The sequence below is a fragment of the Demequina sp. NBRC 110054 genome, assembly GCF_002090115.1.
Taxonomy (GTDB): Bacteria; Actinomycetota; Actinomycetes; order Actinomycetales; family Demequinaceae; genus Demequina.
Window position 1 is genome coordinate 1,812,677 of sequence record NZ_BBRK01000004.1, and the last position, 25,801, is coordinate 1,838,477.

At 69.4% G+C, this 25,801-nt stretch carries 20 protein-coding genes; 13 read left to right on the top strand and 7 right to left on the bottom strand.

The window, feature by feature from the left end; genetic code table 11:
* The 7 genes from B7K23_RS08335 (at window position 1) to ettA (ending at window position 11,034) form a co-directional block, all read left to right on the top strand.
* A complete protein-coding gene (locus B7K23_RS08335; RefSeq protein WP_084125873.1) occupies window positions 1-1,020 on the top strand; it encodes a LacI family DNA-binding transcriptional regulator in 1,020 nt (339 codons plus the stop codon).
* Window positions 1,021-1,120: 100 nt separating this feature from the next.
* On the top strand, window positions 1,121-2,710 hold the full coding sequence (locus tag B7K23_RS08340; RefSeq protein WP_084125874.1) for a dynamin family protein: 1,590 nt from the start codon (window positions 1,121-1,123) through the stop codon (window positions 2,708-2,710).
* Entirely contained in the window at window positions 2,707-4,020 is a 1,314-nt protein-coding gene (locus B7K23_RS08345; protein WP_084125875.1) for a GTPase, read from the top strand. Before B7K23_RS08340 ends, B7K23_RS08345 begins: the two co-directional genes overlap by 4 nt.
* Before the next feature lie 225 nt (window positions 4,021-4,245).
* The gene (locus B7K23_RS08350) at window positions 4,246-5,763 is read left to right on the top strand and encodes an Ig-like domain-containing protein (RefSeq protein ID WP_084125876.1); all 1,518 of its coding nucleotides are present in this window, start codon (window positions 4,246-4,248) and stop codon (window positions 5,761-5,763) included.
* Window positions 5,764-5,800: 37 nt separating this feature from the next.
* Window positions 5,801-8,470 carry a metallophosphoesterase gene (locus tag B7K23_RS08355; RefSeq protein WP_084125877.1) on the top strand — a complete coding sequence of 890 codons (2,670 nt, stop codon included), beginning with the start codon at window positions 5,801-5,803 and terminating at the stop codon, window positions 8,468-8,470.
* A gap of 202 nt (window positions 8,471-8,672) precedes the next feature.
* Complete coding sequence (locus B7K23_RS08360; RefSeq protein ID WP_084125878.1) at window positions 8,673-9,209, top strand: single-stranded DNA-binding protein; 537 nt, start codon at window positions 8,673-8,675, stop codon at window positions 9,207-9,209.
* Window positions 9,210-9,351: 142 nt separating this feature from the next.
* Entirely contained in the window at window positions 9,352-11,034 is a 1,683-nt protein-coding gene (ettA, locus tag B7K23_RS08365) for an energy-dependent translational throttle protein EttA (protein WP_084125879.1), read from the top strand.
* Between the two features lie 156 nt (window positions 11,035-11,190).
* Here ettA and B7K23_RS08370 read toward each other — a convergent pair whose 3' ends face one another.
* The gene (locus tag B7K23_RS08370) at window positions 11,191-11,601 is read right to left on the bottom strand and encodes a glyoxalase/bleomycin resistance/extradiol dioxygenase family protein (RefSeq protein WP_084125880.1); all 411 of its coding nucleotides are present in this window, start codon (window positions 11,599-11,601) and stop codon (window positions 11,191-11,193) included.
* A 49-nt stretch (window positions 11,602-11,650) separates the two neighbouring features.
* On the opposite strand from B7K23_RS08370, the gene B7K23_RS08375 reads away from it, so the two are divergent.
* A complete protein-coding gene (locus B7K23_RS08375) occupies window positions 11,651-11,962 on the top strand; it encodes a hypothetical protein (protein WP_084125881.1) in 312 nt (103 codons plus the stop codon).
* Window positions 11,963-12,067: 105 nt separating this feature from the next.
* Window positions 12,068-12,976, top strand: coding sequence for a sulfotransferase (locus B7K23_RS08380; protein WP_084125882.1), 909 nt, complete (start codon window positions 12,068-12,070; stop codon window positions 12,974-12,976).
* A gap of 87 nt (window positions 12,977-13,063) precedes the next feature.
* Here the strand turns inward: B7K23_RS08380 and B7K23_RS08385 are convergent, their stop codons facing one another.
* The 4 genes from B7K23_RS08385 to B7K23_RS08400 form a co-directional block, all read right to left on the bottom strand.
* On the bottom strand, window positions 13,064-13,963 hold the full coding sequence (locus B7K23_RS08385; protein WP_084125883.1) for a glycine betaine ABC transporter substrate-binding protein: 900 nt from the start codon (window positions 13,961-13,963) through the stop codon (window positions 13,064-13,066).
* 113 nt (window positions 13,964-14,076) lie between these two features.
* A complete protein-coding gene (locus B7K23_RS08390; RefSeq protein WP_084125884.1) occupies window positions 14,077-15,027 on the bottom strand; it encodes a proline/glycine betaine ABC transporter permease in 951 nt (316 codons plus the stop codon).
* Complete coding sequence (locus B7K23_RS08395) at window positions 15,027-16,322, bottom strand: glycine betaine/L-proline ABC transporter ATP-binding protein (RefSeq protein ID WP_143338161.1); 1,296 nt, start codon at window positions 16,320-16,322, stop codon at window positions 15,027-15,029. Before B7K23_RS08395 ends, B7K23_RS08390 begins: the two co-directional genes overlap by 1 nt.
* A 489-nt stretch (window positions 16,323-16,811) precedes the next feature.
* Window positions 16,812-17,834: a glycosyltransferase family 2 protein gene (locus B7K23_RS08400; RefSeq protein ID WP_084125885.1), complete on the bottom strand. Its 1,023-nt coding sequence runs from the start codon at window positions 17,832-17,834 to the stop codon at window positions 16,812-16,814.
* Window positions 17,835-17,998: 164 nt separating this feature from the next.
* Here B7K23_RS08400 and B7K23_RS08405 point away from each other — a divergent pair, with 164 nt between their 5' ends.
* Genes B7K23_RS08405 through B7K23_RS08415 form a run of 3 tightly spaced genes read left to right on the top strand, consistent with a single transcriptional unit; the run spans window position 17,999 to window position 21,056 of the window.
* Entirely contained in the window at window positions 17,999-19,060 is a 1,062-nt protein-coding gene (locus tag B7K23_RS08405) for a hypothetical protein (protein ID WP_084125886.1), read from the top strand.
* A 41-nt stretch (window positions 19,061-19,101) separates the two neighbouring features.
* Window positions 19,102-20,088 carry a DUF6473 family protein gene (locus tag B7K23_RS08410; RefSeq protein ID WP_200809783.1) on the top strand — a complete coding sequence of 329 codons (987 nt, stop codon included), beginning with the start codon at window positions 19,102-19,104 and terminating at the stop codon, window positions 20,086-20,088.
* Window positions 20,085-21,056, top strand: a complete 972-nt coding sequence (locus B7K23_RS08415; RefSeq protein WP_084125887.1) for a sulfotransferase — start codon at window positions 20,085-20,087, stop codon at window positions 21,054-21,056. Before B7K23_RS08410 ends, B7K23_RS08415 begins: the two co-directional genes overlap by 4 nt.
* A gap of 65 nt (window positions 21,057-21,121) precedes the next feature.
* Here the strand turns inward: B7K23_RS08415 and B7K23_RS08420 are convergent, their stop codons facing one another.
* The gene (locus B7K23_RS08420) at window positions 21,122-22,450 is read right to left on the bottom strand and encodes a lipopolysaccharide biosynthesis protein (RefSeq protein ID WP_084125888.1); all 1,329 of its coding nucleotides are present in this window, start codon (window positions 22,448-22,450) and stop codon (window positions 21,122-21,124) included.
* A 182-nt stretch (window positions 22,451-22,632) separates the two neighbouring features.
* Here B7K23_RS08420 and B7K23_RS08425 point away from each other — a divergent pair, with 182 nt between their 5' ends.
* On the top strand, window positions 22,633-23,652 hold the full coding sequence (locus B7K23_RS08425) for a glycosyltransferase family A protein (RefSeq protein ID WP_084125889.1): 1,020 nt from the start codon (window positions 22,633-22,635) through the stop codon (window positions 23,650-23,652).
* A 43-nt stretch (window positions 23,653-23,695) separates the two neighbouring features.
* Here B7K23_RS08425 and B7K23_RS08430 read toward each other — a convergent pair whose 3' ends face one another.
* Window positions 23,696-25,780 (bottom strand): family 16 glycosylhydrolase, encoded by a 2,085-nt coding sequence (locus B7K23_RS08430; RefSeq protein WP_084125890.1) that lies wholly within the window; start codon window positions 25,778-25,780, stop codon window positions 23,696-23,698.
* Window positions 25,781-25,801 lie beyond the last annotated feature (21 nt).

Sequence of the window (25,801 nt, forward strand, 5' to 3'; positions counted from 1 at the left end):
TTGGCTGAGGACCAGTCCGCGCGCGCCGCGACGATCTTCGATGTCGCGCGCCTCGCCGGAGTCTCGCACCAGACCGTGTCGCGCGTCCTCAACGACCTGCCGAACGTGCGCCCCGCGACGCAGCAGCGCGTGCGCGAGGCGATCGCGCAGCTGAACTACAGTCCGTCGCCCGCGGCCCGCGCGCTCGTCACCCGACGCACGCGCACGATCGGCCTCATCACCCCTGACAACGTCGACTATGGCCCGTCCTCGATCGCGATGCACGTCAACAAGGCCGCGCGCGAGGCGAGGTACAGCGTCGACGCGGTGAGCACGCAGGGATCGAGCGAGGCTGCGGTCCGCGCGAGCATCGAGGGCCTGCTGAGGCAGCGGGTCGACGCCGTCGTCGTGATCGTCGCGGAGCGTGCGGCCCTCGAGGTCGTGCGCGCGCTCGACATGTCGGTGCCGCTCGTCGCCTCGGCGGCGAGCCCCCGGCCCAGCACGCGGACGGTGTCGATCGACCAGTACCGGGGAGCCCGCGCCGCGGTCGCCCACCTCGCGGAGCTCGGGCACACGCGGATCCGGCATATCGCGGGACCCGTCGACGCGCCCGACGCTGCCGAGCGCGGGCGCGGTTGGCGCGACGAGCTCGCGGCGCGGCAGCTCGAGACCGTCGAGCCCGAGCACGGTGACTGGAGTGCGGCGAGCGGCTTCGCGCTGGGTCAGCAGCTCGACATCGTGCCTGGCACGGCAGTGTTCGTCGGCAACGATCAGATGTCGATCGGCCTCATGTCCGCACTGCGCCAGCGCGGCCTGTCCGTGCCGCGCGACGTCAGCATCGTCGGTTTCGACGACGTGCCCGAGGCGGGGTTCCTGTTCCCCCCGCTCACCACCGTGAGGCAGGACTTCGCCGCGCTCGGGCGCGCGATCGTCCAGAAGGTGCTCTTCGCGCTCGAGGACGATGCGGAGGAGACGACGGACACGCCCCTTCCCGCGCAGCTCATCGTCAGGGAGTCGACCGGGCCTGTCGACGGCGCGTGAGGTCGCCTCCGCCGGGTGCTGCGGCGAGGGGGTGTGCGCGCGGCATCGACGTTCCGGACAGGTAGCCTTGTGGCATGGAGCTTAGGCGGGGATACCAGGCATGAGCATCCGGCCGATCAAGACCTGGTCGTACCCGGGTGCGCTGCTCGACGCCCTTGTCGACACGCGCAGGGTCGTGGCCGCCACTGAGCTCCCGCTTCCCACCGGGCACGAGGGCGAGTCCGACCAGCTCATGGAGCAGATGCTCGATCAGCTCGATCACCACCTGATCCCGCGCGTGCGCGAGGAGGCCTCTCCCGCCATCGTCGTGGTCGCCGGCTCCACCGGTGCTGGAAAGTCGACCGTCGTCAACGCGCTGATGGGCGAGGAGCTCACGCCCTCGGGAGTGCTGCGGCCGACCACGAAGCGCCCCTACCTGTTCCACCACCCGCTCGACACGCAGCTGCTGAGCGAGGTGGAGCAGCGCGCGAACGTGTACGCGACCGAGGAGATGCCGCGCGGCCTCGCTCTCGTCGACAGCCCCGACCTCGACTCGGTGTCGGGTGAGAACCGGGAGGTCGCGCACGAGCTGCTCGAGACCGCGGACCTGTGGCTGTTCGTCACGACCGCGGCGCGCTACGGCGACGCGGTGCCGTGGGAGGCGCTGCGCACCGGAGCCGAGCGAGGCGCTTCGATCGCGATCGTCCTCAACCGCGTGACCGTCGACGTCGCCGCCCAGGTGCGTCGCGACCTCGTGGAGCGCCTCCAGCAGGAGGGGCTCGAGGGGCTGCCGCTGTTCGTCATCCCCGAGGACCCGGAGGGTCGCGGCAAGGTGCCGCGCGACGTCGTCGGCTCGCTCGCGCGCTGGCTCGAGTCCGTCGCGGCCGCCTCCGCCGAGGCGATCGTCGAGCGCACCCTCCACGGCGCCGCCGAGTCCCTCAAGGAGTGGCTCGAGCGTCTCGCCGAGATCATGGACGACCAGGCCGCCGCGGCGAAGGAGGTCCGCTCCGAGGTGCGACGCTGCGCCGCCCAGGCCGACGCCAAGGGTGGCGACACCTGGTACCTGGGGATCCCCACATCGTCCCTGTCCTCCCGCTGGGAGCAGGCGGCGAGCGAGGGCGGTGACCTGTTCCGGCTGCGCCGCTCGGCGTGGTCCAAGCGCAGGGTCGCGCGCGAGCGTCGCGACGCGGTGCTGACGCCGATGCGGCGCGAGATCACGGAGGCAGTCGAGGCCTTCCTGGTGCTCGCCGCCTCGGATGCGTCCGACGCGATGGTGGCCGCCCTCACCGACGTGGGCGAGGGGCCCGGTCCGTGGCTTGCCGCACAGCGTGACCCGCGCGACGCGCGCGCGACCCGCGAGCGTCACGCCGCGGATGCCACCCGCGCCTGGCTCGACCGCGTGGACGAGCTCGCTTCCTCGCTACCGGGAGCGCAGCGCGCGGGCGACCTCATCGGCACCCAGGGCCTGTCGACCGCGCTCGCGTCCGCCGCGCTCGGCGTCGAGGGCGCGCGCACTTTCCTCACGGTCGCGTGCTCCGGCTCGATCAACGAGCAGTCCGAGGAGGCCCGCGCCGAGCTCACCGCGGCGCGCAAGTTCGTCATCAACAAGGAGGCTCTCGACATGATGAAGCCGACCGACGTGACGGCGCTCCTGCCCGAGGCCTCCTCGAAGGTGCGGCTGCGCCGGGCGGAGCTGCGAGGCCTGCTATGAGCCCCACGTTCAAGGACGTGCCGGTGCGCACCGAGACCCGCGCGCTCAAGGAGCGCGTCGACCGGCTGCGCGCCTCGATGGAGTGGGCGGCCGACGCCATCCCACGCGATGTCCGCGACGAGGTGCGCGAGACGATCGGGCGCTGCGACGAGCGGCTCGACCTCGGGGTCGACTGGACGATCGTGGCCCTCGCTGGGGGCACGGGGTCCGGCAAGTCGACGCTGTTCAACGCGCTCGTCGGCTCCGACTTCGCGGTGCCCGGGGTGACCAGGCCGACCACCTCCCACGCGTCCGCGGCCGTGTTCTCCCACGGTGCGCACCCCCTCCTCGACTGGCTCGGCGTGCGCGAGGAGCATCGCTACCACGTGCCGCAGCCGCCCGAGGAGCTGCATGGACTCGTCCTGCTCGACCTACCCGACCACGACTCGATCAATGGCTCGAACAGGGATGTCGTGGACCTCGTGGTGCCCCTGGCCGACCTGATCATCTGGGTAGTCGATCCGCAGAAGTATGCGGACCACGCGATCCACTCGGCGTACATCCAGACCGCGTCCGTGCACGGGCAGCCCTCGCTCATGGTGCTCAACCAGACCGATCGGCTCGCCGAGGGCGACGACTGGAAGATCATCGAGGACCTCCAGCGACTGCTCGGGGACGAGGGCCTGCCCGACGTGCCCGTGATGCCGCTGAGCGCGCGCACCGGTCGCGGCGTCGAGCACCTCAAGGCCGAGCTCGCCGGAGCCGTCGAGTCGGGCTCGATCGCGGCCGAGGCCGTGCGCGCTGACCTGGTCGCCGCGGGCAAGGCGCTCGCGCGGGCGCTCGCCCAGGACGCCGAGCCCGCGCTGCCGGACAAGCGCGAGGTGACTGACGCGCTCGCGCGCCTGTCGGGCGTGGACGCCCGCGCTCACGCCGCCGGGGCCGTCGCCTCCGGCAGGGCCAAGCATGTGCCCGAGCTCGTGCCGCTGGGACTCGCCTCTGTGGAGCGGGAGCGGCTCGACTGGATCGACGCGGCCTCCAATGGCCTCCCGCTCACGTGGCGCCACGTCATCGCCGACACGGTCGCGAGCGGCGAGGAGCTCGCGGAGGCGCTCAACCGCGAGCTTGCGGAGGCCGAGTGGCCCGAGGTCGAGGGGCCGTCGGGATTCGGCGGGTGGATGTCTCGCCCGGTGCGCGGCGCGTCCGCGTCGAAGGCCGCGATGGCAGTCGGGCACGACGCGGTCGCGCGCGTGGTGCGCGACTCGCTCGTCGAGCCGACGATCAGGATCCACCAGGCGTATCGCAACCTCGACGAGCTGACGCGGCTCGAGTAGGTCTGTCGCGCGCGCTAGTTGGACACTTGCTCAATTGAGGACGTGTGTCTGTCATCCTCGCTCTGACAACTGTTCATCTTTCGCTTAGTTCCTCGTCATCTGGCTTCCCTAACTTCCTTGCTGTCTGCGTCGATGCGGCGGCTCGCGGCCACGACGCATGCCGTCGCGTGAGCCTGGCGCGGGCTTGGCACGGAGCCGGTCTCGGCTCCGCAGGAAGGAAACACGATGGCACTCAGCAAGGCCGGCGCGCGCGTCGGCGGCGCGGCGGCGATCGCCGCCGTCGCTCTCACCCTCGGTGCGAGCGCGATGGTGCGAGCCGAGGCGGGGGGCATCCTGCTCCCCTCCGGCGAGCAGCTCACAGGCGACCTCATCGGTGCGCCGACCCCGGTGCTCCTCGAGAGCAACTGGTCCAACGCGTCGGGCAAGGTCGCGGTGATCACGGGGGCCGACCCCGCGATCGAGAGCCGCACGATCGCGACCGAGGCGGACGACCTCGTCGACCAGATCATCTGGATGTACCCGCTCGTGGACGCCGAGGGCACCTACGTGCTCGCCAACGGGGACGGCGACGTGGTCTCCCGCATCGACGGCTCGCGCTACCTTGAGACCCTGGACGTCACCGGCGACGAGGCTGCCGCATCGGGCCTGTCCACGTGGGTGCCGAGCACCACAGGCGACGTCACGACCATGCAGAACGTCGAGCAGCTCGACGGCGAGACCCAGGTGTTCGACCTCTACGACTGGGACACGTCGGAGAACGCCGACATCCAGTCCTACTCGTCGACCGGCGCCGCCGTGCAGCAGTGGGTCATGCACGACCTCGTCGCGTCCACTGGCTTGGTCGGAGAGCTGGTCGCGCCCGGCGCTGCGCCCGACGTGCCCACGACCGCGACCGGCACCTACAGCTGGGGGCTCACCACCGAGCTCACCGACATCGAGTGGGACATGCCTGAGCAGTCCGTGTGGGACGCCGATGGCACCGTCGAGTTCACGGGCACCGCGGCCGGTGCCTTCGGCGAGACGGTGACCCTCGCGGCCTCCTACACCGTGGGCACCGTCGGCGACGCTGAGCCCGAGACGCTCAGCAGCTACGCGGGCGTGCTGCTGTCGCAGCTCAAGAAGCTCGCGCCGAGCACCGTCGAGCGCACCGTCTCGGGGACCACGACGACCGTGACGGCCGACGTCGAATGGGACTGGGACGCCATCTCGCAGGACGACCTCGATGAGGTCGGAACCATCACCGTCAACGGCGCGGAGGACCTCGGCTTCGCTGCCACGCTCGAGATCACCCTCGGCGAGCCCGCCTCGGTGAACGTGCTGCGCACCGCCGACTGGCGCGCGTGGCAGTTCTACTACAACACCGTCAGCTACTCGGGACTCACCGATGGCGACACCTCGACCAGCGTCTTCGGTGACTGGCGATCCGGCGGCGCATCCAACCGCGTCGAGGAGAACTGGGTCGCCTTCTACTTCGATGAGCCGCAGCAGATCGACGCAGCCGCGCTCTACGAGGCCTCAGGCGTCAACAACATCGGGTCCGTGACGTTCCAGTATCGCGACATGCACGGCGGCTGGGTCGACACGTCGGCGGGCGCCGTCGCCAACGGCGATTCCACGGCTGCGATCGAGGTCGACTTCGACTCGGTCCTCGCCACCGGCTTCCGCGCCGTGTTCACGCACAAGGGCACCTCCACGTGGATGCAGCTCGCCGAGATCGAGGCGTGGGGTCCGTCGGCCGCCTGAGCGGCTGACGAGACGCCACAGAGATGTGAGAAGAGAGATGACGAAGACCACCATGCCCGCGCGCGCGTGGGCCGCCTCGACCGCGGCCGCGGTCATCGCTGGCACAGCGATCGCGATGCCAGCGGTCGCGGCCAGCGCCGAGACGGCCATCGACGCGTCGGCCGTCGACACCTCCTCGGTCGCCACTGCGACCGAGGGCTCCGTCGAGGACACCGGCTCGCGCTTCACCGTCGCGGTCCTCCCTGACACGCAGTTCTACTCCCGCTACTCGGAGGAGCAGTTCTACCCGACCTACGGCACGAACCCCTTCGAGGCGCAGGCGCAGTTCATCGTCGACAACGACGAGACCCTCAACACGGCCTTCACGCTCCACCTGGGCGACGTGGTCGACCAGCAGGGCGAGTCGGACCAGTGGGAGGCGGCCGACAAGGCGATCTCGATCCTCGAGGACGGCGGTGCGGAGTACTCGATCCTTCCGGGCAACCATGACGTGTCCGACATGGGCGTGCGCAGCTCCGAGAGCAACGCCGCGAACTACCTCAGCAACTTCCCTGCGAGCCGGCTCGCCGAGCAGGACTCGTATGTCGGCTCGTACCAGAACGGCTATTCGAGCGCCTACACGTTCGAGGCCGAGGGCCAGGAGTTCCTGGTGCTCGCCATCGGGTGGAACGCCTCGGCAGACACGTTCGACTGGGCGCAGGGCATCCTCGATGCGAACCCGACGCTGCCGACCATCCTCACGAGCCACGCGATCATCGACATCGACGAGGAGACGAACGAGGCCACCGACTTCTGGTTCGGCGAGGAGATGTGGGACTCGCTCATCACGTCCAACGATCAGATCTTCGTCACGCTCAACGGCCACTTCCACGGCCAGACGTACCGCACGATCACGAACGACTACGGCAACGAGGTCACCGAGATCCTGCTCGACTCGCAGATGGCCGCCGACGGCGGCAACGGCATCATGGCGATGATGGAGTTCGACCTGGACGAGGGCACGATCGACTACACGACGATCTCGCCCTGGGTGACCCAGAAGCTCGAGGACCGCATCACGTCATCCGACACGCCCGTGATCTCGGGCGACGGAGCGCAGTTCACGTTGGACGTGGACTTCGAGGAGCGGTTCGCGTCGTTCAACCCGGACTTCACCGCCGGCGACGGCGAGTGGACGGATCTGTCCGCTCTGGCCGAGGAGATCGTCTCCGAAGGCTGGGACGGCGGTGACGGCTCGGAGGAGCTCGAGGCCGCAGGGAACGAGGACGACTACATCGAGGTCGAGGGCACGCTCGCCCACTGGCGCTTCGGGGACCAGGAGGACGGCGTCGTCCAGGAGAACCAGGTCATCACGGACCTCACGGGCGACAACGATATGCATCGCCTGCCGCTTGATCAGATCAACGCCTACAGCGAGCTCGACGACATGACGATCGAGTCTGACAACCTCGACTACCTGTCGGCGGACACGGCTGCCGTCTGCTTCGACGACGCCGACAACACGACGGGACAGCTCTCGTACCTCACGACGGACTACGGCACCCCCGTGACGGAGGCGGACCTCTCCGAGGGCTACACGATCGAGTCCTTCGTCTATCTCGCTGAGGACTGGAGTGCCGACACGAACGACTGGTCTGGCTGGCTGACGCGCACGGGACGCCGCTCCGCGCTGCCGGTCCTGTGGGAGCAGTACGACTACGAGATGGGTCCGGCGTTCCTGTCGATCTCCAACCTGCGCGAGTTCCAGTGGGGCACGACGCAGGGGTCTTCCTGGGCCTACACCAACTCGATCTGGTCCGGCGAGATCATGACGGGGAAGTGGCACCACGTCGCGGTCGTCAACGACCCCGACGCCAACTCCCTGGTGATGTACGTCGACGGCGTCGCCGTGCTTCGCAACGCGACCGACCACAACGGCATGACGTACAGCGACGGCTACCCGTGGGCACTGGGCACCAACTGGAACTACGACGAGGCCGACAACGGCTGGAACGGCTGTGTGGGGGAGACCCGCATCGTCGACCACGCGCTCGAGCCGAGCGAGTTCCTCATCCAGCGCGTGGACATCGACGCCGACGGCGAGAACTTCTCGATCGACGACGAGCCCACCGGTGGTCTTCCTGCCGGCACCGAGATCGCCGAGTTCACAGGAACGGGCTACCCGGGCGCCGAGGTGCGAGTCGAGGCCGCGGCAGCGGTCACCGGGGGAGGCGGCGTCGCGACTGCGGCCTCCGCCGGCACGGTGCTCGGGTCGGCCACGGTCGGCTCGGACGGGACCTGGACAATCGTGCTTGACGAGGCGATCAGCGAGTCCGGCGCCCACCTCCTGAGCTTCGTGCAGAGCATGGGCACGCGCGATGGTGACGCGGCCTCCGTCGTGTTCACGATCGGTGCCTCCACGGAGACCGACGCGGGTGACTCGGACGGCACGGACGATGCGGCAGGCTCCGGGTCCTCGGACGACACGGGGACGTCGGGCTCTTCCGAGGAAGCGGACGGCACGGCTGGCGCGAGCGACGAGCTCGCGGGGTCCTCTGATGACGACGCGGCCGATGGCGGCGAGACGGACGCCTCCGCGGAGGACGACCTCGCGTCCACAGGTGCCGGCGATTCGCTCTGGGTCATGCTCCTCGGGGCGCTCGGGCTGATCGGTGTCGGAGGAGCGTCTCTCCTGTGGCTGAGGAAGGCGCAGGGAGGGCTCGAGTAGTCGCCCCTGACTGAGCGGCGGCCCCGGGGAGTGTGGACCCCCGGGGCCGCCTCGCGTCCACGGCGGGCCTGGCGTGCGTCGTCCCCAGGCCGGTCGCGGTCCGCGCCTGTCCACCGAGTCCGTGGCTCTCACCCCGTCTGCGGCGCGCCCTGTCCGACCCTGGGATCGCGGCCGCACCGTGCGGCCCGGCGAGGAGGACCAGATGAACGACCTGACCATGACCGCGTCCGGCTGGGTGGCGACTGAGCCCAAGCTGCACATCGGGCCCAGCGGCACCACCCTGTGCACGTTTCGGCTCGCGACCACGCCGCGGCGGTACGACCGCACCGCCAACGCCTGGGTGGATAGCGAGACCCAGTGGTTCACCGTGCGCACCTTCCGGGGCGCGGCGGTCACGGTGAAGCAGTCGGTCAAGAAGGGACAGCCCATCGTCGTGACGGGGCGGCTGCGCACCAACACGTGGGAGGCGAACGACGGCCCGCGCACCGACCTGCAGATCGACGCGACCTCGCTTGGGCATGACCTCACCCTGGGCATCGCGACCTTCAACCGCGCGGTCGGGGACCCGGCGCTTGGTGCGGATGAGCCATCGACCACCGCCGCGGCCTCGGAAGCCGAGGCGGCAGCCGCGCAGTCGATCGACGACGATGCCCCGCCTGCGGAAAGCGACCCGGCCGACTCCGACGCGTGGGAGGTGGAGCCGCAGGACGACGACGAGGAGCTCGCTGTGGCGCGGTGATCGGCCCGTCCCGAGCGGCATCGCAGGTGGGACTCGCTGTCGACGCTCGTGGTCGGCCCCTCGGGACCGGGCATCCCGCGTAGGCTAGGGGCGTCGACAGCGGGCCCCTCGGGGTCCGGAACCCACAAGTCTCGGAGCATCAGTGGCTGAGTTCATCTACACCATGCAGAAGGCGCGCAAGGCGCACGGCGACAAGGTCATCCTCGATGACGTCACCATGGCCTTCTACCCGGGCGCCAAGATTGGCGTCGTCGGACCCAACGGCGCAGGTAAGTCCACCATCCTCAAGATCATGGCCGGCCTCGAGCAGCCCTCGAACGGCGAGGCGCGGCTGAGCCCCGGCTACAGTGTCGGTATCCTTCTCCAGGAGCCGCCGCTGAACGAGGAGAAGGACGTCATCGGCAACGTGCGGGAGGGTATGGGCGAGCTGTACGCCAAGCTCGAGCGCTTCAACGCGATCTCCGAGGAGATGGCGAACCCGGACGCGGACTACGACAAGCTGCTCGCGGAGATGGGCTCGCTCCAGGAGGACCTGGACAACGCCGACGCGTGGGACCTCGACTCGCAGATCGAGCAGGCGATGGACGCGCTTCAGTGCCCCCCGGGTGACGCGGACGTCACGGTCCTCTCCGGTGGTGAGCGCCGCCGCGTCGCGCTGTGCAAGCTGCTGCTCGAGAAGCCCGACCTGCTGCTGCTCGACGAGCCGACCAACCACCTCGACGCCGAGTCCGTGCTGTGGCTCGAGCAGCACCTCGCCCAGTACCCGGGCGCCGTGCTCGCCGTCACTCACGACCGCTACTTCCTCGACCACGTCGCACAGTGGATCTGTGAGGTCGACCGCGGCCGCCTCTACCCGTACGAGGGCAACTACTCGACCTACCTCGAGAAGAAGCAGGAGCGACTGCAGGTCCAGGGCAAGAAGGATGCGAAGCTCGCGAAGCGACTCAAGGACGAGCTCGAGTGGGTCCGCCAGAACGCGAAGGGCCGCCAGACCAAGTCGAAGGCCCGCCTGAACCGCTACGAGGAGATGGCCGCCGAGGCCGAGCGCACCAAGAAGCTCGACTTCGAGGAGATCCAGATCCCGCCGGGCCCCCGACTGGGCAACATCGTGCTCGAGGCCAAGGACCTCGAGAAGGGCTTCGGCGACCGCAAGCTCATCGATGGCCTCTCGTTCACGCTGCCGCGCAATGGCATCGTCGGCGTCATCGGCCCCAACGGCGTCGGAAAGACGACGCTGTTCAAGACCATCGTCGGCCTCGAGCCGCTCGACGCGGGAGACCTCAAGGTCGGCGAGACCGTGAAGATCTCGTACGTCGACCAGTCGCGCGGCGGCATCGACCCCGACAAGACGCTGTGGGAGGTCGTCTCCGACGGTCTCGACTACATCCAGGTCGGCAAGGTCGAGATGCCCTCGCGCGCGTACGTCAGCGCGTTCGGCTTCAAGGGCCCGGACCAGCAGAAGCCCGCGGGCGTGCTGTCGGGTGGTGAGCGCAACCGCCTCAACCTGGCGCTCACGCTCAAGGAGGGCGGCAACGTCCTGCTCCTTGACGAGCCGACCAACGACCTCGACGTCGAGACCCTGGGCTCGCTCGAGAACGCGCTTCTCGAGTTCCCCGGCTGCGCCGTGGTCGTCAGCCACGACCGCTGGTTCCTGGACCGCGTCGCGACCCACATCCTCGCCTACGAGGGCACCGATGAGAACCCGTCGAACTGGTTCTGGTTCGAGGGCAACTTCGAGTCCTACGAGAAGAACAAGGTCGAGCGCCTCGGCGCCGAGGCGGCGCGCCCGCACCGCGTGACCTACCGCAAGCTCACGCGCGACTGACCCGTCGCGCGGTCTCGGCCGCGCAAGGGTGAGTGGCAGTGAATGTGAGGAGCCCCTCGGCAGTGATGCCGGGGGGCTCCTTAGCGTCTGGGCGCACCATTCCCGTCGGGGTGGCTGAGTGCCGCTGTGGAGAGGTCAGCGCCTCTGGCGGGTACGTCAGTGCCGCTCGCCCGCGCCCTCGGCCTCGGCCATGCGCTGGACCAGCTGGACAGGATGGCCGTCGGGGTCGGTCACGAACGCGACCAGGAGCGTCTCGCGGAACGTGTGCCGCGCGCGTCGCGACGTCCCGCCCGAGGCGACCGCATGCGCGAACGCGGCCTCGACATCGTCCGTCCAGAGCGTGATGCATGCACGATCGCCCTCGGTGACGGGGGTCAGCCCGTGGCTCTCCGCCGCCGGACCGGGCAGTGCGAGCCCCAGCACGAACCCGCCGAGCGTCATCTCGACCTTGACCGGCTCGGTGGGGGAGGAGCGGAAGGTCTCGCGGAAACCGAGTGCGGTGTAGAACCTCGAAGCGCGCTCGCAGTCGCCGACGAAGAGGATCACCTGCGGCTCGGAGAACTCCATCCGGCCACTGTAGGTGTCGCGTCACGGGGCCGCGCGTTAGCGTGGGCGGATGGTGGATGCGTCGTTGTCCCTCACGATCGGGGATCTCGCTGTGCGTGTGATGGCGGAGGTCGAGGATGCCTCGGATCCCGGCCTGCTCCCGCTCGTCGCCGCGATCGCGATCGCGCTGCCCATGGCGGGGGTGCTCGCTTTCTTCCTTTGGGTGAAGGTCCGCGATCGGGACGATCCCGCGGGTCCAGTCCTGCGTCCCGGGCACGAGGATGACGGCCCCGAGGGATCCGACGACCGCGGTTCGTCCGACCATCGCGAGGGTCGCGACACGCGTGAATCGCCCCGTGATGCCGACGAGTCCGAGGAGTAGGTCTCGCGTCACTCGATGACGGTTCCCTCTCGCATTGCGGCGCCGGCGCCGTTACTCTAGGGACAAATGGGGCATATGGCGCATATGTGAACGGGAGGGCACCGCATGCCGACCCAGCAGATGTTGTTCATCGGAGGACTGCACCGATCGGGAACCACCCTGGTCGAGCGCATCATCGGCGAGGACCCCGACGTCGCCGCGCTGCGCGACACCGGCGTGCTGATGAACGAGGGGCAGTTCCTTCAGGACGTGTATCCCACCGATGAGGAGCTGGGTGGCGGCACGGAGAAGAGAGGCTCGGTCGTGGGATGGGCCTTCAACCCTCGCTCCCACATGACGGAGCACGATGTGCCGGACCCGCAGCGCACCGCCGACGAGTTGCGCGCCGCATGGACCCCCTACGCGTCGGCTCCCGGCGCCCGCCACCTGGTCGAGAAGTCCCCGGCCAACATCATGCGCATGAGGTATCTGCAGGAGGTCTTTCCTGACTGCCGCCTGATCGCGGTCAGGCGGCACCCCATCGTCTATGCGCTCGCGGTGCGCAAGTGGGCGCCGCGCCACATCAAGATCGGATTCGGCTTCGGCGAGCTGGTCCGGCACTGGCTCGCGGCGATGGACACGTTCGAGGAGGACCTCGAGCACCTGCGCAACGTCCGCGTCATCTCCTTCGAGGAGCTGACTCACGAGCCGGAGAGCGTGAGGGCGGAGCTCGAGGAGCACCTCGAGTTGACCGAGCTCAGCCTGCCGGAGGAGCTGGTCCCGTCTCCGCCCCGGCGCTACGTCGACTACTGGAAGGAGCTGGCGTCAGCCTCGCCATGGCGTCCGGTCCGCCCCCTCAACAGCAGCGCCCGACCGAAGCCGATCGCTCCGGAGACCCTCGAGGCGGTGGTTGCCTCGGCGTTCGGCAAACAGACGGTCAGGCGCACCATCGATCGATACGGGGACGCCATGAAGCGGCACGGCTACGACCCGGAGGTCCTCGACCGCTCCTTCCGTCCGCAGTATCTGAACTAGGCCGGTCCGACACTCGCCTGCCCGGAACGCGACGAGGCCCCGGGCGGATACCCGGGGCCTCGTGCGATTCGACGTCAGTCGAGAGTCTTACGCGGTGATCGAGTCGACCCACTCCTGGTTGTCCGCGATGAACTCGGCGACGATGTCGCCGTACTCGTCCTCGGACTCCGCCGCATTGATGCGGTTCTCAAGGTCGTACAGCAGGTCCGACTCCATAGTGAAGTTCGCGGCCCACTCGTTCACCTCGGGGAACTCGTCCGCGAAGGTCGAGCTCGAGTAGGTGTAGATGGACTCGGCGTCGCCGAGGATGCCCTCGGGGTCCTCAAGGTTCTTGAGGTCGTAGGCGCCGTAGGCCCAGTGCGGCTCCCACAGCGTGACGACGATGTTCTCGCCATCGGACATCGCGGAGTCGAGCTCGGCGAGCATGGCCGGGGTCGAGGAGGTCACGAAGTCCATGTCCTCGAGGCCGTAGGTCGGGATGCCGGCCTCGACGGCGGCGGTGAGGCCCGCGCCCGGCTCGATGCCCACGATGGTGTTGTTGAACTCGTCGGCGGCGTCGGCCAGCTCGGCGAGCGAGTCGATCGGCGCGTCGGCGTTCACGGCGACGGTGAGGGCCGCGCCCTCGAACCAGGCGCCGACCTCGACGATGTCATCACCGAACTCCTCGATGTACGCGGCGTGGGTGGCGGGCAGCCACACGTCGGTCACGAGGTCGTAGTCGCCGTCGGCGAGGGCCTGGAAGGTCGGGGCGGGGTCGGAGTACGCGAGGGTGACGTCGTAGCCCTGCTCCTCGAGGATGGCCTCCCACAGCAGCGACGAGGCAACCGACTCGTCCCAGCCGTTGAAGACTCCGAGGGTGATCTCGCCGCCGCCGGTCGAACCGGAGTCAGCCGAGGTGTCCGCGGCCTCGTCCGAGGACGAGCAGCCCGCGAGGACGAGTCCTGCGGCAGCGGTCAGCGCGATTGGCGCGAAAGAGCGCATCTTCATGAGGTGTGTTCCTTTCCCGACGAGGAGTGTCTCTCCACGCCGTGAGCACCCGCCGCCCATCCGTCGGGGCGGGGTGCGCGCAGCTCCCTCAGAAGCTGCGAGGTCTTGAGGGGTCAGCCGAGCGCGGTCTGCTTGGTGGAGCGCTGCTCGACTGCGATCTGCTCGGTGGTCTTGCCTTCGGTGTCGTCGACCGAGCTGCCGCCGGACAGGCGGCCACGCCACTTGTTGATCAGCTGGAGTCCACGCTTCTGACCGAACGCGCCGGTGAAGCGGTCCAGGATGATCGCGAGGATCACGACGGACACGCCGGCCTCGAAGCCGAGCGCGGTGTCGAGTGCGGACAGCGACTTGCTGACGTCTCCGCCCAGGCCGCCGGCGCCGACCATTCCGGCGATCACGACCATGGATAGCGAGAGCATGATGACCTGGTTGACGCCGGCCATGATGGAGGGCATCGCGAGGGGCAGCTGGATCTGACGCAGGATGCGGCCGGGTGCGGCGCCGAACGCCTGGCCAGCCTCGACGACCTCCTTGTCCACGCCCTTGATGCCGAGCTCGGTGAGTCGCACCGCGGGAGCGATCGCGAACAGCACGGTCGCGAACATCGCGGGGGCCACCCCGATGCCGAAGAATGCGATCGCGGGGATCAGGTAGACGAACGCGGGCATGGTCTGGAGGAAGTCCATGACCGGCTTCACGACCGCCGAGACTGTCTTGTTGCGGGCCGCCCAGATGCCGAGCGGAATGCCCGCCACGAGCGAGAGCGTCGCCGCGACGATGACGAGCGCGAGAGTGTTCATCGCGTTGTCCCACTGGTCGACGCCGATGATGAACACCAGGCCGAGCGCGGTGCCGAGCGCGAACCTCCAGCCGCGGGCGAAGAGCGCCGCGACTGCGAGGACGATGATGACCGCGATCGCGGGGGGCGTGCTGAAGACCCAGTCGACGGTGTCGTACAGCCAGCTCCAGAACGTGCCCAGAGCGTCGAGCAGCCAGGTGAGGTTGTCACCGATCCACTCGATGCCATCCTCGATCCACTGACCGAAGTTGATGCGGAACTCCATCACTGCACCTCCTCAGCGTCGATGGCACCCGAGTCGACGGCGGCCTCCAAGGCCTGGTCGACCACCTCGGTGGGCAGCGGGTCGGGACGGGCTCCGGCCTGCACCGCGCCGTCCGACTCGCCGCCGAGGGCGGAGAGCAGGGTGACGCGGGGGATCACGCCGGTCAGACGGCCCTTGTCGTCGGTGACGGCGAGCGGGAGCTGGGCCTCGACGACGGGGATGAAGAGATCGGCGAGCGCGGTGTCCTTGGATACCGCGCCGTGGTTCTCGCGGATGATGCCCTCGAGGCTCGTGGCGCCCTTGCGGACCAGGTCCAGCGCGTCTCGGTCCGTGACCCATCCGACCAGGCTGCGGTCGCGCTTGGTGACGTACACGGCGCTGAGCTGCTCGTCGCGCATGATCTTGAGCGCGACGTGCGGGCCGGCGGTCGGGTGCACGGAGGCGCGCGGCTTGCGCATGACGGACTCAGCTGTGAGGACGCGGGTGCGGTCCACGTCCGCCACGAACTGCTCGACGTACTCGTTGGCCGGGTCGGTGAGGATGTCCTCGGGGGAGCCGATCTGGACGATGCGGCCGTCGCGCATGACGGCGATGCGGTCGCCCAGGAACATGGCTTCGTTGAGGTCGTGGGTGATGAAGATGATGGTCTTGCCGAGCGAGGCCTGGAGCTCGAGGAGCTGCTCCTGCATCTCGCGGCGGATCAGCGGGTCGAGCGCGGAGAACGCCTCATCCATGAGCAGGACGTCGGTGTCTGCAGCGAGCGCGCGGGCGAGGCCGACGCGCTGCTGCATGCCGCCCGAGAGCTGGCTGGGGAGCTTCTCCTCCCAGCCGGCGAGGCCGACGATCTGCGTGACCTCGCGAGCCTTGGCCTCGCGGGTCGCCTTGTCCATGCCCTGGATCTCGAGGCCGTAGGCCACGTTGTCGAGCACGGTGCGGTGGGGGAGAAGCGCGAAGTGCTGGAACACCATGGAGACGCGCTTGCGGCGGATCTCGCGCAGCTTCTTGGCGGGGATGTCGGTGATGACGTCGCCGCCGATCTCGACGGTGCCGGCGGTCACGTCGTGCAGCCCGTTGAGCATGCGGATGAGGGTCGACTTGCCGGAGCCGGAGAGGCCCATGACGACGAAGATCTCGCCGCGCTGCACCTCGAACGAGGCGTCGATGACTGCTGCGGTGGTTCCAGAGCCGAGCTGGTCGCGGCTGGTGCCGCTCTCGAGCTTGGATACTGCCTGGTCGGCGTGCTTTCCGAAGACCTTGTAGAGGCCCTCAGCACGCAAGGCGATGCTGTCGCTCACGAATGCGTCCTCTGATCGTTCGCGCACGAAGACGCGGACTCGTTCAGATCACGGTCCGGGCTGCGGTGACTGGATCGGGACGCAAGAAGCGCCCGCACGATCCCTTGCGGCACTCGCCGGGAGGCGGCGCCGGACACACGCGGCCGTACGCACGCCGAGAGAAAGCTCGGTGTCCGCGGACCTGGGTTTCGTTGACCTTCGCGAGCACCGACAAGAAGTGGCGCCCAGGCGAAGGGCCTCATCGACCGTAACAACCGTGAAACGCGATCTTCAACCTGGAGTCAGGAACGTAACCGTTCTGTGACCTTCAGTCACTCGTCTATCATCCCTGGTAAAGACTCTGAGGGCCGGCCAATACCCCAGGTAGGTCGCTGTACGGCCAAGTCTCTGCGGGCCGTGGCGAGGGTGAGATGCCCCCTTGTCGAGAGCTCCGACCGGTTCGCGGCGGTCCTCCTGTGGCGGCGCTGTGGCGGCTCGGCGGCGTCGGCGCTACGACGGCTCGGGGGCGTCGAATCGTCCGATCATGCCGTGGTCGACGAGATCCTCGACTGCGGTGAACCGGGTCGTCGGCTCCCCGCGGAAGTCGACGCTGTCGACGTCGCTGTACGCCTCGTACTCCGCGGTGTGCTGTGCCACGGTCTCCTCGTCGTCGAACTTCGCGGCGTTGATCGACGTGAACTTGAAGTGGAGGAGCGCCGCCTGCGCCGACGGGGCCTGCCGATTGAGTCCCCGCGGCACCAGTCGGTGCGCGACCTGCGCGAACGCATCCCACCTTCGCCAGTGCACGAGCGGTGTCTTGTTGAGCGCGGGCCCCGCGAGGATGTCGTCGAAGAACAGCCGCCCGCGGACGCCGCCCTTGATCCAGGTCGCCGTCGAGAGCGGGTCGTAGAGGCGCTCGTACCCGCTCTGGTCATAGAGCGCGCAGGTCTCCAGGGGGTTCTCGCCGGGTGCGACCACGTTGGCGGACGCGGGTCGCTCGCTGTACATGTCCAGCAGGAGCGCGTGGAGCGACCGCCTGCCCGCCCGCTCAAGACGATCACACACCTCCGCGAGGCCCCCGTTCGCGCCGGGAACCATGAGGAGCTCGTCGGCGTCGATGAAGAGCACCCAGCGCCCGACGCAGTGCCGCCACGCCACGTGGTTGATCCAGTCGGTGCCGTACCTGGCCTCGCTGAAGACCCCGTGTGCGACATAGACCGATACGTCCGGCTGCTCCATGAGGTAGTCCTGGAGATCGTCCGACGACTCGTTGTCGACGACGATGAAGTGGTCGACGCCCGCGCGGCGATAGAAGTCGAGCAGGAACGGGAACCGCGGTCGCTCGTCCTTCACGACGAGCAGCGCGACGATCCGTGCATCCGCGAGCCCCGTGCCGATCCTCACCGGCGTGACCTCGCGCGACTTCCAGATGCGCCTGACGTGCGCCGCCGCGGACTCCAATGCGGAGTAGCGCGCGGTCCGCCATCGTGGCGCCACGGTGATCTTGACGTCAGCAGTGTCTGTTGCCCCCATAAGGTACAAACTAGGGCTGGATCGGGCGCCTTGTGTAGCCCCAAGAGTGACAAACCTCACAACTCGCCCTTCACGGACGTCGCGCGGGTCGCTATCGTGGGGACCACGGGCCCGCCAGACGTGCCCGGTGCAACGCCACAGGGGGGACCGAAAGGTAGGCGCGGATGCACGCAATCGCGTACCTGAGCCCGTTCTCTAATACGGAGAACCCGTACATCGCGCGCCAACACGCGCTTCTGGGCCAGTTGGGATACGAGGTCAGACCCCTGTCGATCGGGTCGATCCTTCGGGGACGATGCGCGGGTCTCGGGCGCACGGGCAACGTCGTGATGGTCCACTGGCTGGAGAACCGTCTCTTCCGCAAGGGTCGGAGCGAGCGCGGACTGAGCGCACGCGGCCTCGCCGAGTTCGCGCTGTACTCGATCGCGCTGGGCGTCTCCCGGGCCCGCGTCGTGTACTTCGTTCACGACCACGCGGTTCACGACGTCGCCCCGAGGCTGCGGCGATTCTCCGTCGCGGCGATCCGCTGGCTCCGCTGGCTCTCCGACGCCCGCGTCGTGCACGACCCCACCTTCGCGGAACGCTATGACGCGGCCTATCTGCCGCACCCGCTCTACGACGAGCCCGTGCCCGCGCTCGCGGACACCTGTCACGAGAGCCCTGCCTTCACTGCGATGGGCGCGATCCGCCCCTACAAGGCGCTCCATGAGCTGCTCGAGTCCTGGCCCACGGGCGTGAGGCTCTCGATCGCGGGCAAGGGCGACCCCGCATACGTGGAGCTTCTGCGCGGGATCGTCCGGGACCGGGGACTCGAGGGTTCCGTGTCCATCGACGCACGCTTCCTGTCGGACGAGGAGTTCGCGGAGCAGTTGAGCGCGCACGACGTGCTGGTGCTTCCGCATCTCGAAGGGGCGAACCTCGTGAGCGGCGCGTTCTTCGCCGGCGTCGGGCGCGCGCGACTCGTCCTCGCGCGGGACACCCCGTTCATCGGGTGGGCCCGGCAGCGGATCCCCGGGGTCTTCGGCTTCTCCGCCGGCTCCGCGCTCACGACGCAGGTCGAGGACCTGGTGCGCCGATGGCCGGAGCTGTCCAAGATCGACGGCACCTCCGAGGCCGTGGCCGAGTTCGGCGAGGCGGCATGCCTCGATGCCTACGGACGCTTCCTCGGTGTCCACGGCCGCGCTCCATCGGTCGCGGCTCGACGCGAGCCCTCCGTCGAGGGCTGAGGCCCGTTCCCACCATTCACATTGACCATAGCGAGGCAGAAATGGCAGACCATCTCTCCGGATACCAGGAGCGCGACCGCGAGGTCGTGGACTACGAGATGTATCAGGAGCAGGACTCCGGGCTGTGGTTCCGCGGTCCCGAGCCGACGGAGCTTCGCCAGGGCGAGTACATCGTCTGCCTCGGCGCGGCGCAGACCTTCGGGTGCTTCTGCGATCAGCCGTATCCGGCCCTGCTCGAGGACCGGCTCGGCCTGCCCGTGGTCAACCTCGGATATGGGGGAGCGGGACCGAGGTTCTTCCTCCGCCACCCCGAGCTGCTGCCGCTCATCAACGGCGCCGCGCTCGTGATCGTCCAGGTGATGTCGGCGCGCAGCGAGGACAACTCGCGCTTCGACAGCGGTGGTCTGGAGTACATGACGGATCGCGAGACGGGCGAGCGGATCTCCGCCTCGCAGGCCTATGCGGACCTCCTTGCCCAGCACGACGACGGGTTGCAGCACCTCCCGAGCGGGCTTCGCAAGGTCGTGCGGTCGGTCAAGGGGCACTCGGAGGTGCGCGCGGTGCTCGCAGAGACCCGTGCCAACTGGGTGGAGAGCTACCGCGAGCTCTTGGCGGCGATCACGGCGCCCACGCGCCTGCTGTGGTTCTCGAAGCGCTCGCCCGGGCTCCACCGGTCGCGGCGGGCCCTGTGGTGGTGGCAGCGGTACGACGATGTGAACGCGATGTTCGGCGACTACCCCCAGCTGGTGAACCGGTCGATGGTCGCCGAGATCGAGCCGCTCGCAGAGGGCTTCGTCGAGTGCACCACCCGGCGCGGCTCGCCCCAGCGCCTGGTGAGCAGGTTCACGGGAGAGCCGGTGATGGTCGACTTCGGCAGGGATCGACCGGATCTCGCCGAGGTGCTGCCGGTCAACGAGTACTACCCGTCTCCCGAGATGCAGATCGACGCGGCCGACGCGCTCGAGCCCGAGGTGACGCGGGCGCTCGCGGCCGCTGCGGCGCTCGGCGCGACCCGGAGCGCTCGATGACGGAGGCCCGGTGCACCCGCCCGATCGTGGTGACGGGCTGCCCGCGCTCGGGCACGACGTGGGTCGGCTCGACGGTGGGCGCCAGCCCGGACGTGCTGTACCTGTACGAGCCTTTCAACGACGAGGCACCGCATCCGATCGACGTGCCGGAACGGTACCTCTACGTGGATCCGGAGGCCCCCGCCGACGCGGTCCCTGACGTCGCTGAGCTCGTCGCGATGGGGCGGACGCGGAGGCGGGTGAGGGCCGCGGCGCGGGCCGCGCGGCTGGGCACGGGCTTCCGCGCCGAGCTCCCCGCGCACCTCGCCGCGCGCGAGGTCTCGAAGGCGCCGCGACGATTCGTGAGCGCCAGGAGGACCCTCTTCAAGGATCCCCTCGCGTTCTTCGCCGCCGAGTGGCTCGAGCAGCAGCACGACGCGATGGTCGTGATGATGGTGCGCCATCCCGCGGGCATGATCAGCAGCTACATCAAGCTCGGCTGGTCGTGCGAGGTCGACAGCCTGCTCCGCCAGCCCGGCATCGTCGAGCGGTTCACCGGGAGCCTCGGCGACGAGATCGACCGCTACCGCGACCAGCCAGACGACCGCCTGGGCGGGCTCATCCTGCAGTGGAAGATCTTCGCTCATGCGGCGCTGATCCTGCGCGACGAGCACCCTCAGTGGCGCTACATGTCGCACGAGAACGTGTGTGACGAGCCGGAGGTCCAGTTCGAGGGCCTCTTCGCGCAGCTGGAGCTGCCCTGGACCGAGCGGCTCAGGGCCAAGGTGGTCGCCGACAGCACCGCGAGCCAGGTCGACCCCGCCCAGCATCGGCAGCATGCGCTCCAGCGCGACAGCAGGGCGTTGTCCGGGGCGTGGCGTGAGCGGCTCAGCGACGAGGATCGGGCCCGCATCGAGGCGGAGACGGGGCCGCTCTGGGACTCGTTGCGGTCGCTGGCGTGGTCCGCGCCCGACCGCGTCGCCTCGTGAGGGAGCGCCGCGAGGCGTCAGCAACGAGGCGCGGCGAGGCGTCAGCAACGAGGCGCGGCAAGCGCTCAGCGGCGACGTGCGGGCCTGCGCACGAGCGCGAGCAGCTCCTTCCAGAGCAGCACGAAGTCGGCGCGCCGCGGGATCAGGAAGTCCGTCCAGCGCACCTTCATCACGCGCGCGGCCGCTGCCACGGTGAAGACGCTGAACGCAGTGGTGCCCGCCGACCCCGCCCACGCGGCACCGTAGATGCCGAGGATCGGCACGAGGGTGAGGAACACGGTGAGGTTCATGCCGAGCGCGAGGAACTGCGCGGCGGACCGCAGCCCCGGACGTCCCCACGCGCTCAGCCCGCTCGACGCCATCAGCCCCGGCACCATGATGATCACGCCGGCCAGGAGCATGAGGGTCGGGACCGTGGCGGCCGTGAACTCGTCGCCGAACACGGGTCCGATCCACCACGGCAGCGTGGCTCCGATCGCGACGCATCCGAGCGTGCCGACGATGATCGTCAGTCGCGAGGTCGACGTGACGCGCGCGGGATCGCGGGTGTGGCTGCTGACGCCGAACAGGGTCCCCTGGATCGCGAACGTCACCACGCGGGGAACGTCGGCGATCGTCACCGCGACCACGAACAGGCCGAGGGACTGCGCATCCGACAGGGGCAGCATGAGGAGGTCCGCGAGCCTCGCGATCGCCATGCTGGCGATGCTTCCGTGCCAGGTCGCGACGCCGTAGCGGAACAGGGGAGCGACGATGCGCGGGTCGTCGAAGGGCTGGTCCGCGTCCTTCGGCGGTCGTGTGAGGAGCGTCATGTAGACGAGCCCGGACACCACGGGGAGCACGACGCTCACGAGCACCGCGAGCTCGACCGTGAGCCGGCCCGCGAGCAGCAGCGCGGCGAGGATGACGACGCGCAGCACCGTCAGCGCGATCCGCTCCCAGGCGATCACCGCCCACATCTGTCTGCCGGTCGCGGCGCCACGCAGCACGCCGACCACGAGCGCGGGGACGTTCCACAGGCTCGCGATCATGACGAGGCGGCCGAGCTCGGGGTCTCCCGCCGTGAGGAACGGCAGTGCGAACCAGACCGCGACCACGCTGAGCAGGCCCGCTCCGGCCGTCGCGAGCGCAGTCCAGCCGAGCGCGCGACGCGTGATGCTCGGACGCTTGGCGACGAAGTACGTCAGCGCCTCCGGGAGCCCGAGGGTCGCGATCCCGAGGATCAGCGTGGCCGGTGCGAGCGCGGCAGCCATCTCTCCGCGTCCCTCGGCCCCGAGCCCGTGTGCGAGCACCGGCGCCGTCACCAGGCCACCGAGCGGGACGAGCATGCTCGTCGCCGTCATCATGAGCGCCGCGCGCCGATAGCTCGGCGCTGCGGTCGTCGAAGCCGTCACGGTTCCCCCCACCACGTCGGTCCGTCACACCGGGGCCCTGGGCGCCCCCAGGACGGCTGCAGTGTCCCGATCCTCGAGGCGGCCCTCGAGCGGATCGTCGACTCCCCTATAGTGCACCTATACCGGTTTGTGCACCAGCACCGATTTTCCAGGCATGTTTCGGCCACGCCTCAGGAGGTGCCGTGAAGCGGCTCACCGTCATCATCTGCAACTACAACTACGCGGACTTCGTCGGGCCCGCGATCGAGAGCGCGCTCGCGATCCGGTGGCCCGACCTCGAGGTGATCGTCGTCGACGACGGGTCCACCGACGGGTCGCGCGAGGTCATCCGCTCCTTCGGCGATTCTGTCACCGCGATCTTCCAGCCGAACGGCGGGCAGCACGCCGCGACCAACGTCGGATTCGCCGCATCGTCCGGGGACGTAGTGGTCTTCCTCGACTCGGATGACCTGCTCGAGCCGGGTCTCGCGGAGGAGGTCGCGGCGGTGTGGCGCCCCGGGGTCAGCAAGGTGCAGTTCCCGATGATCCGGATCGACCGCGAGGGTAGGCCGAAGGGCGGGGTGTTCCCGGACTTCGACTCCGCCCCCACGCCGGAGGAGGTGCGTCGGTGGATGCGGGCGACGGCCGCGTACCCGACTCCTCCCGGCACGGGGAACGCGTACGATCGCGGCTTCCTCGAGCGGCTCTTCCCGATAGACGACCGCCTCGGCGACGCGCCCGATTCGCTCACGCTCGCCGCGGCGCCCTTCCTGGGCGACGTGCTGACGGTCACCACGCCGCTCGCGAGATACCGGATCCATGGGGCCAATGACAGCAACCTGCTCGCGCATGACGGCAGGTTCGCGATCGAGTTGGACAAGGCGTACCGCAGGCACCTGTTCGCGCAGGAGATCTCGGGTACCGAGGGAGACGGCATCGGACCCCTGTTCCGCGGCCGCCACCTGCTGCAGCTGCGGGTCGCGCACCGGAGGCTGCGCCCCGACGAGCATCCGATCCCCGGAGACTCTGCGCTGCGCATGGCGCGCGACGCCCTCACCTCGCCCTTCGCGCCCGGACCCGAGACCCTCGTGCAGAGGGTGCTGATCGCGGGGTGGTCATGCGCCGTGCTCGTGGTGCCCCGCTCGCTCGCGCGGCGCCTGGTGAGGGCTCGCTTCGCGCCGAGCGCGGGCACGGCGAGCCCTGATGCGGTCGCCGCGGTCTAGCATCGACCGCCGTGGCACCGCGCCGCCCTGCGAGGCTCAAGGATCAGGAGTAGACGCGGATCCAGTCGACGTACATGTCGACCACGCCACCCGTGGGATCGAGCGCCACCGGCCAGCCCCCGTCGAGCGCGAGGTTGACCATGAAGAAGTAGGGCGCCGAGTCCAGCTCGAGGTCCTCCTGCGAGGTGATCGGCACGCCGTCGATCGTGTAGTCGACGCCGCCGGGCCGTACGCGCACCCCGTAGGTGTGCCACGCGAGCGCCCAGTCGGCATGCCCGTTGAGGTGGAAGCAGTAGGGGTTGTCCTCGGTGCTCCCGGTCCCCTCGGGCCAGTTGTGCAGCACGTGGCAGCTGCCATAGGGGTTGTGTCCGTACAGCTCCACGGCGTCGACCTCACCGACGGTGCCACCTGGGGTGACGGTGCTCTCGGTGTCGAGCATCCAGAACGCGGGCCACGTGCCGCGCCCCGCTGGCGCGAGGATGCGCGCCTCGAAGTACCCGTACTGGGCGGAGACGCCGGAGCCGTCGAATCGTGCGGAGGACAGGAGCCCGCCCGCGTAGGTCCGCTCGTAGCCGGAAGGGTCGGCGCCTTCCAGAGGCTCCACCCGGATCCTGAGCATGCCGTCGACCGTCGCCAGCAGATCCTCGCCCAGGCTCGGGTCGAGGAACACCGCCGCGCCGAACTCGGTGGCTCCGTCGGCGGAGGGCTTGGATGCGGCGTAGGTGGCGCCTGCCCCCGTGCGGGAGATCGACAGCGGCGTGTCGAAGGTCTCCTCGTACTGCAGTGTCATCCCGTCGGGCGCACTGGACTCGTCGCTCCGCCCTTCGCCGACGCTGTTGTACAGCTGGACGTACAGCGGCACCTCCTCGTGAGGGGTGGTGATCCGCACCGCAAGGGGTCCCTCCAGGAGATCGGAGGTGTCGAACGTCAGCTCGGCGCGGCCGTCGTCGCCCGCCACCGCGGTCGCGACCGTCTCGACCAGGCCGGAATCCCCATCCGGCACCCACGCGGACGCGGACACCTCGCGGCCAGCAGGGGCGGAGACCACGACTGTCGCCATCGGGCCGACGATGGCTCCGACCTCCGGGCAGACGAGCGCGAGGGCCGAATCCTGCGTCGCGCCGATCGCGGGGCTTGCGGTCGTGCATGCCTCGGCCGCTGCGGGCTCCACCGTGTAGCCGTCCTCGACGGGCCAGGCCGGGGGAGTGATCCCGGGGCCGTACACGCGCAACTCGCCGATGCGCGCCGTCGCCTCGTCCGCCTCGAACCGCACCCAGGTGGCCGTGCGCGGCGCGAACGCGACCGTGGTGAGCTCTCCGGGCTCGTCGGACACCGCGCTGACGCGTATGGAGCTGCCGTCGCTGAAGATCAGGTCCCCGCCCACGGCCTCACCGCCGTCGCCGCTGCCCGCGAGCTGCACGCTCGCGAGCGCGACCGGGTGATCCCATGCCTGCTCGAGCCACGCCTCGTCACCCGCGCCGGCCCACACCTCGCCCAGATCGCCGGCGGCGATGTCGCCATCGACGACGGCCCCCGCATCGGACCCGCCGGCCGAGCCGGTCACCTCGGGATCGTCGGGCGACCCGACCTCCTCGCCCGAGTCGTCGAGCAGCAGGCCGCGCAGGGCGATCGAGGTCACGCCTTCCTCGCCGTCCTCGAACCGCACGCGCGCCGAGGAGACGGTCCGCGCCGGGATGTCCACCGTCACGTTGCCCTCCAGGTCGGGCGTGACCAGCACCGCGCTGCCATCGTCGAACGTCACGAGCGCGCCTGTGAAGCCGCCGTCGGCGTCGGCAGCGCCGTCGAGCCGGATCCGGCTGACGTCGACGGGGGACTCCCACTCGATCTCGACCCAGGCTCCCGTGGTCTCGTCGTTGCTGCGCCACAGGGGCGGGTCGTCCTCGGCGTCGACGTCGGTGCCCACCTCGGACGATGCGGTCGCGGGCTCGGGTGCGGGGGTGGCGAGCGCTCTCGCCACGAGCCGGTCAGCGTCGAAGCCCTGCATGGTGGAGGAGGCAGTCACGGTCGACGGCACCGGCTCGGAGTCCAGCCAGACCTTCCATGCGACGAAGCCCGCGAGGGCCGCGATGCACACCACCACCGCGACGATCAGGAGGTGAGACCTCATCGGCCGACCCACGCGATCCAC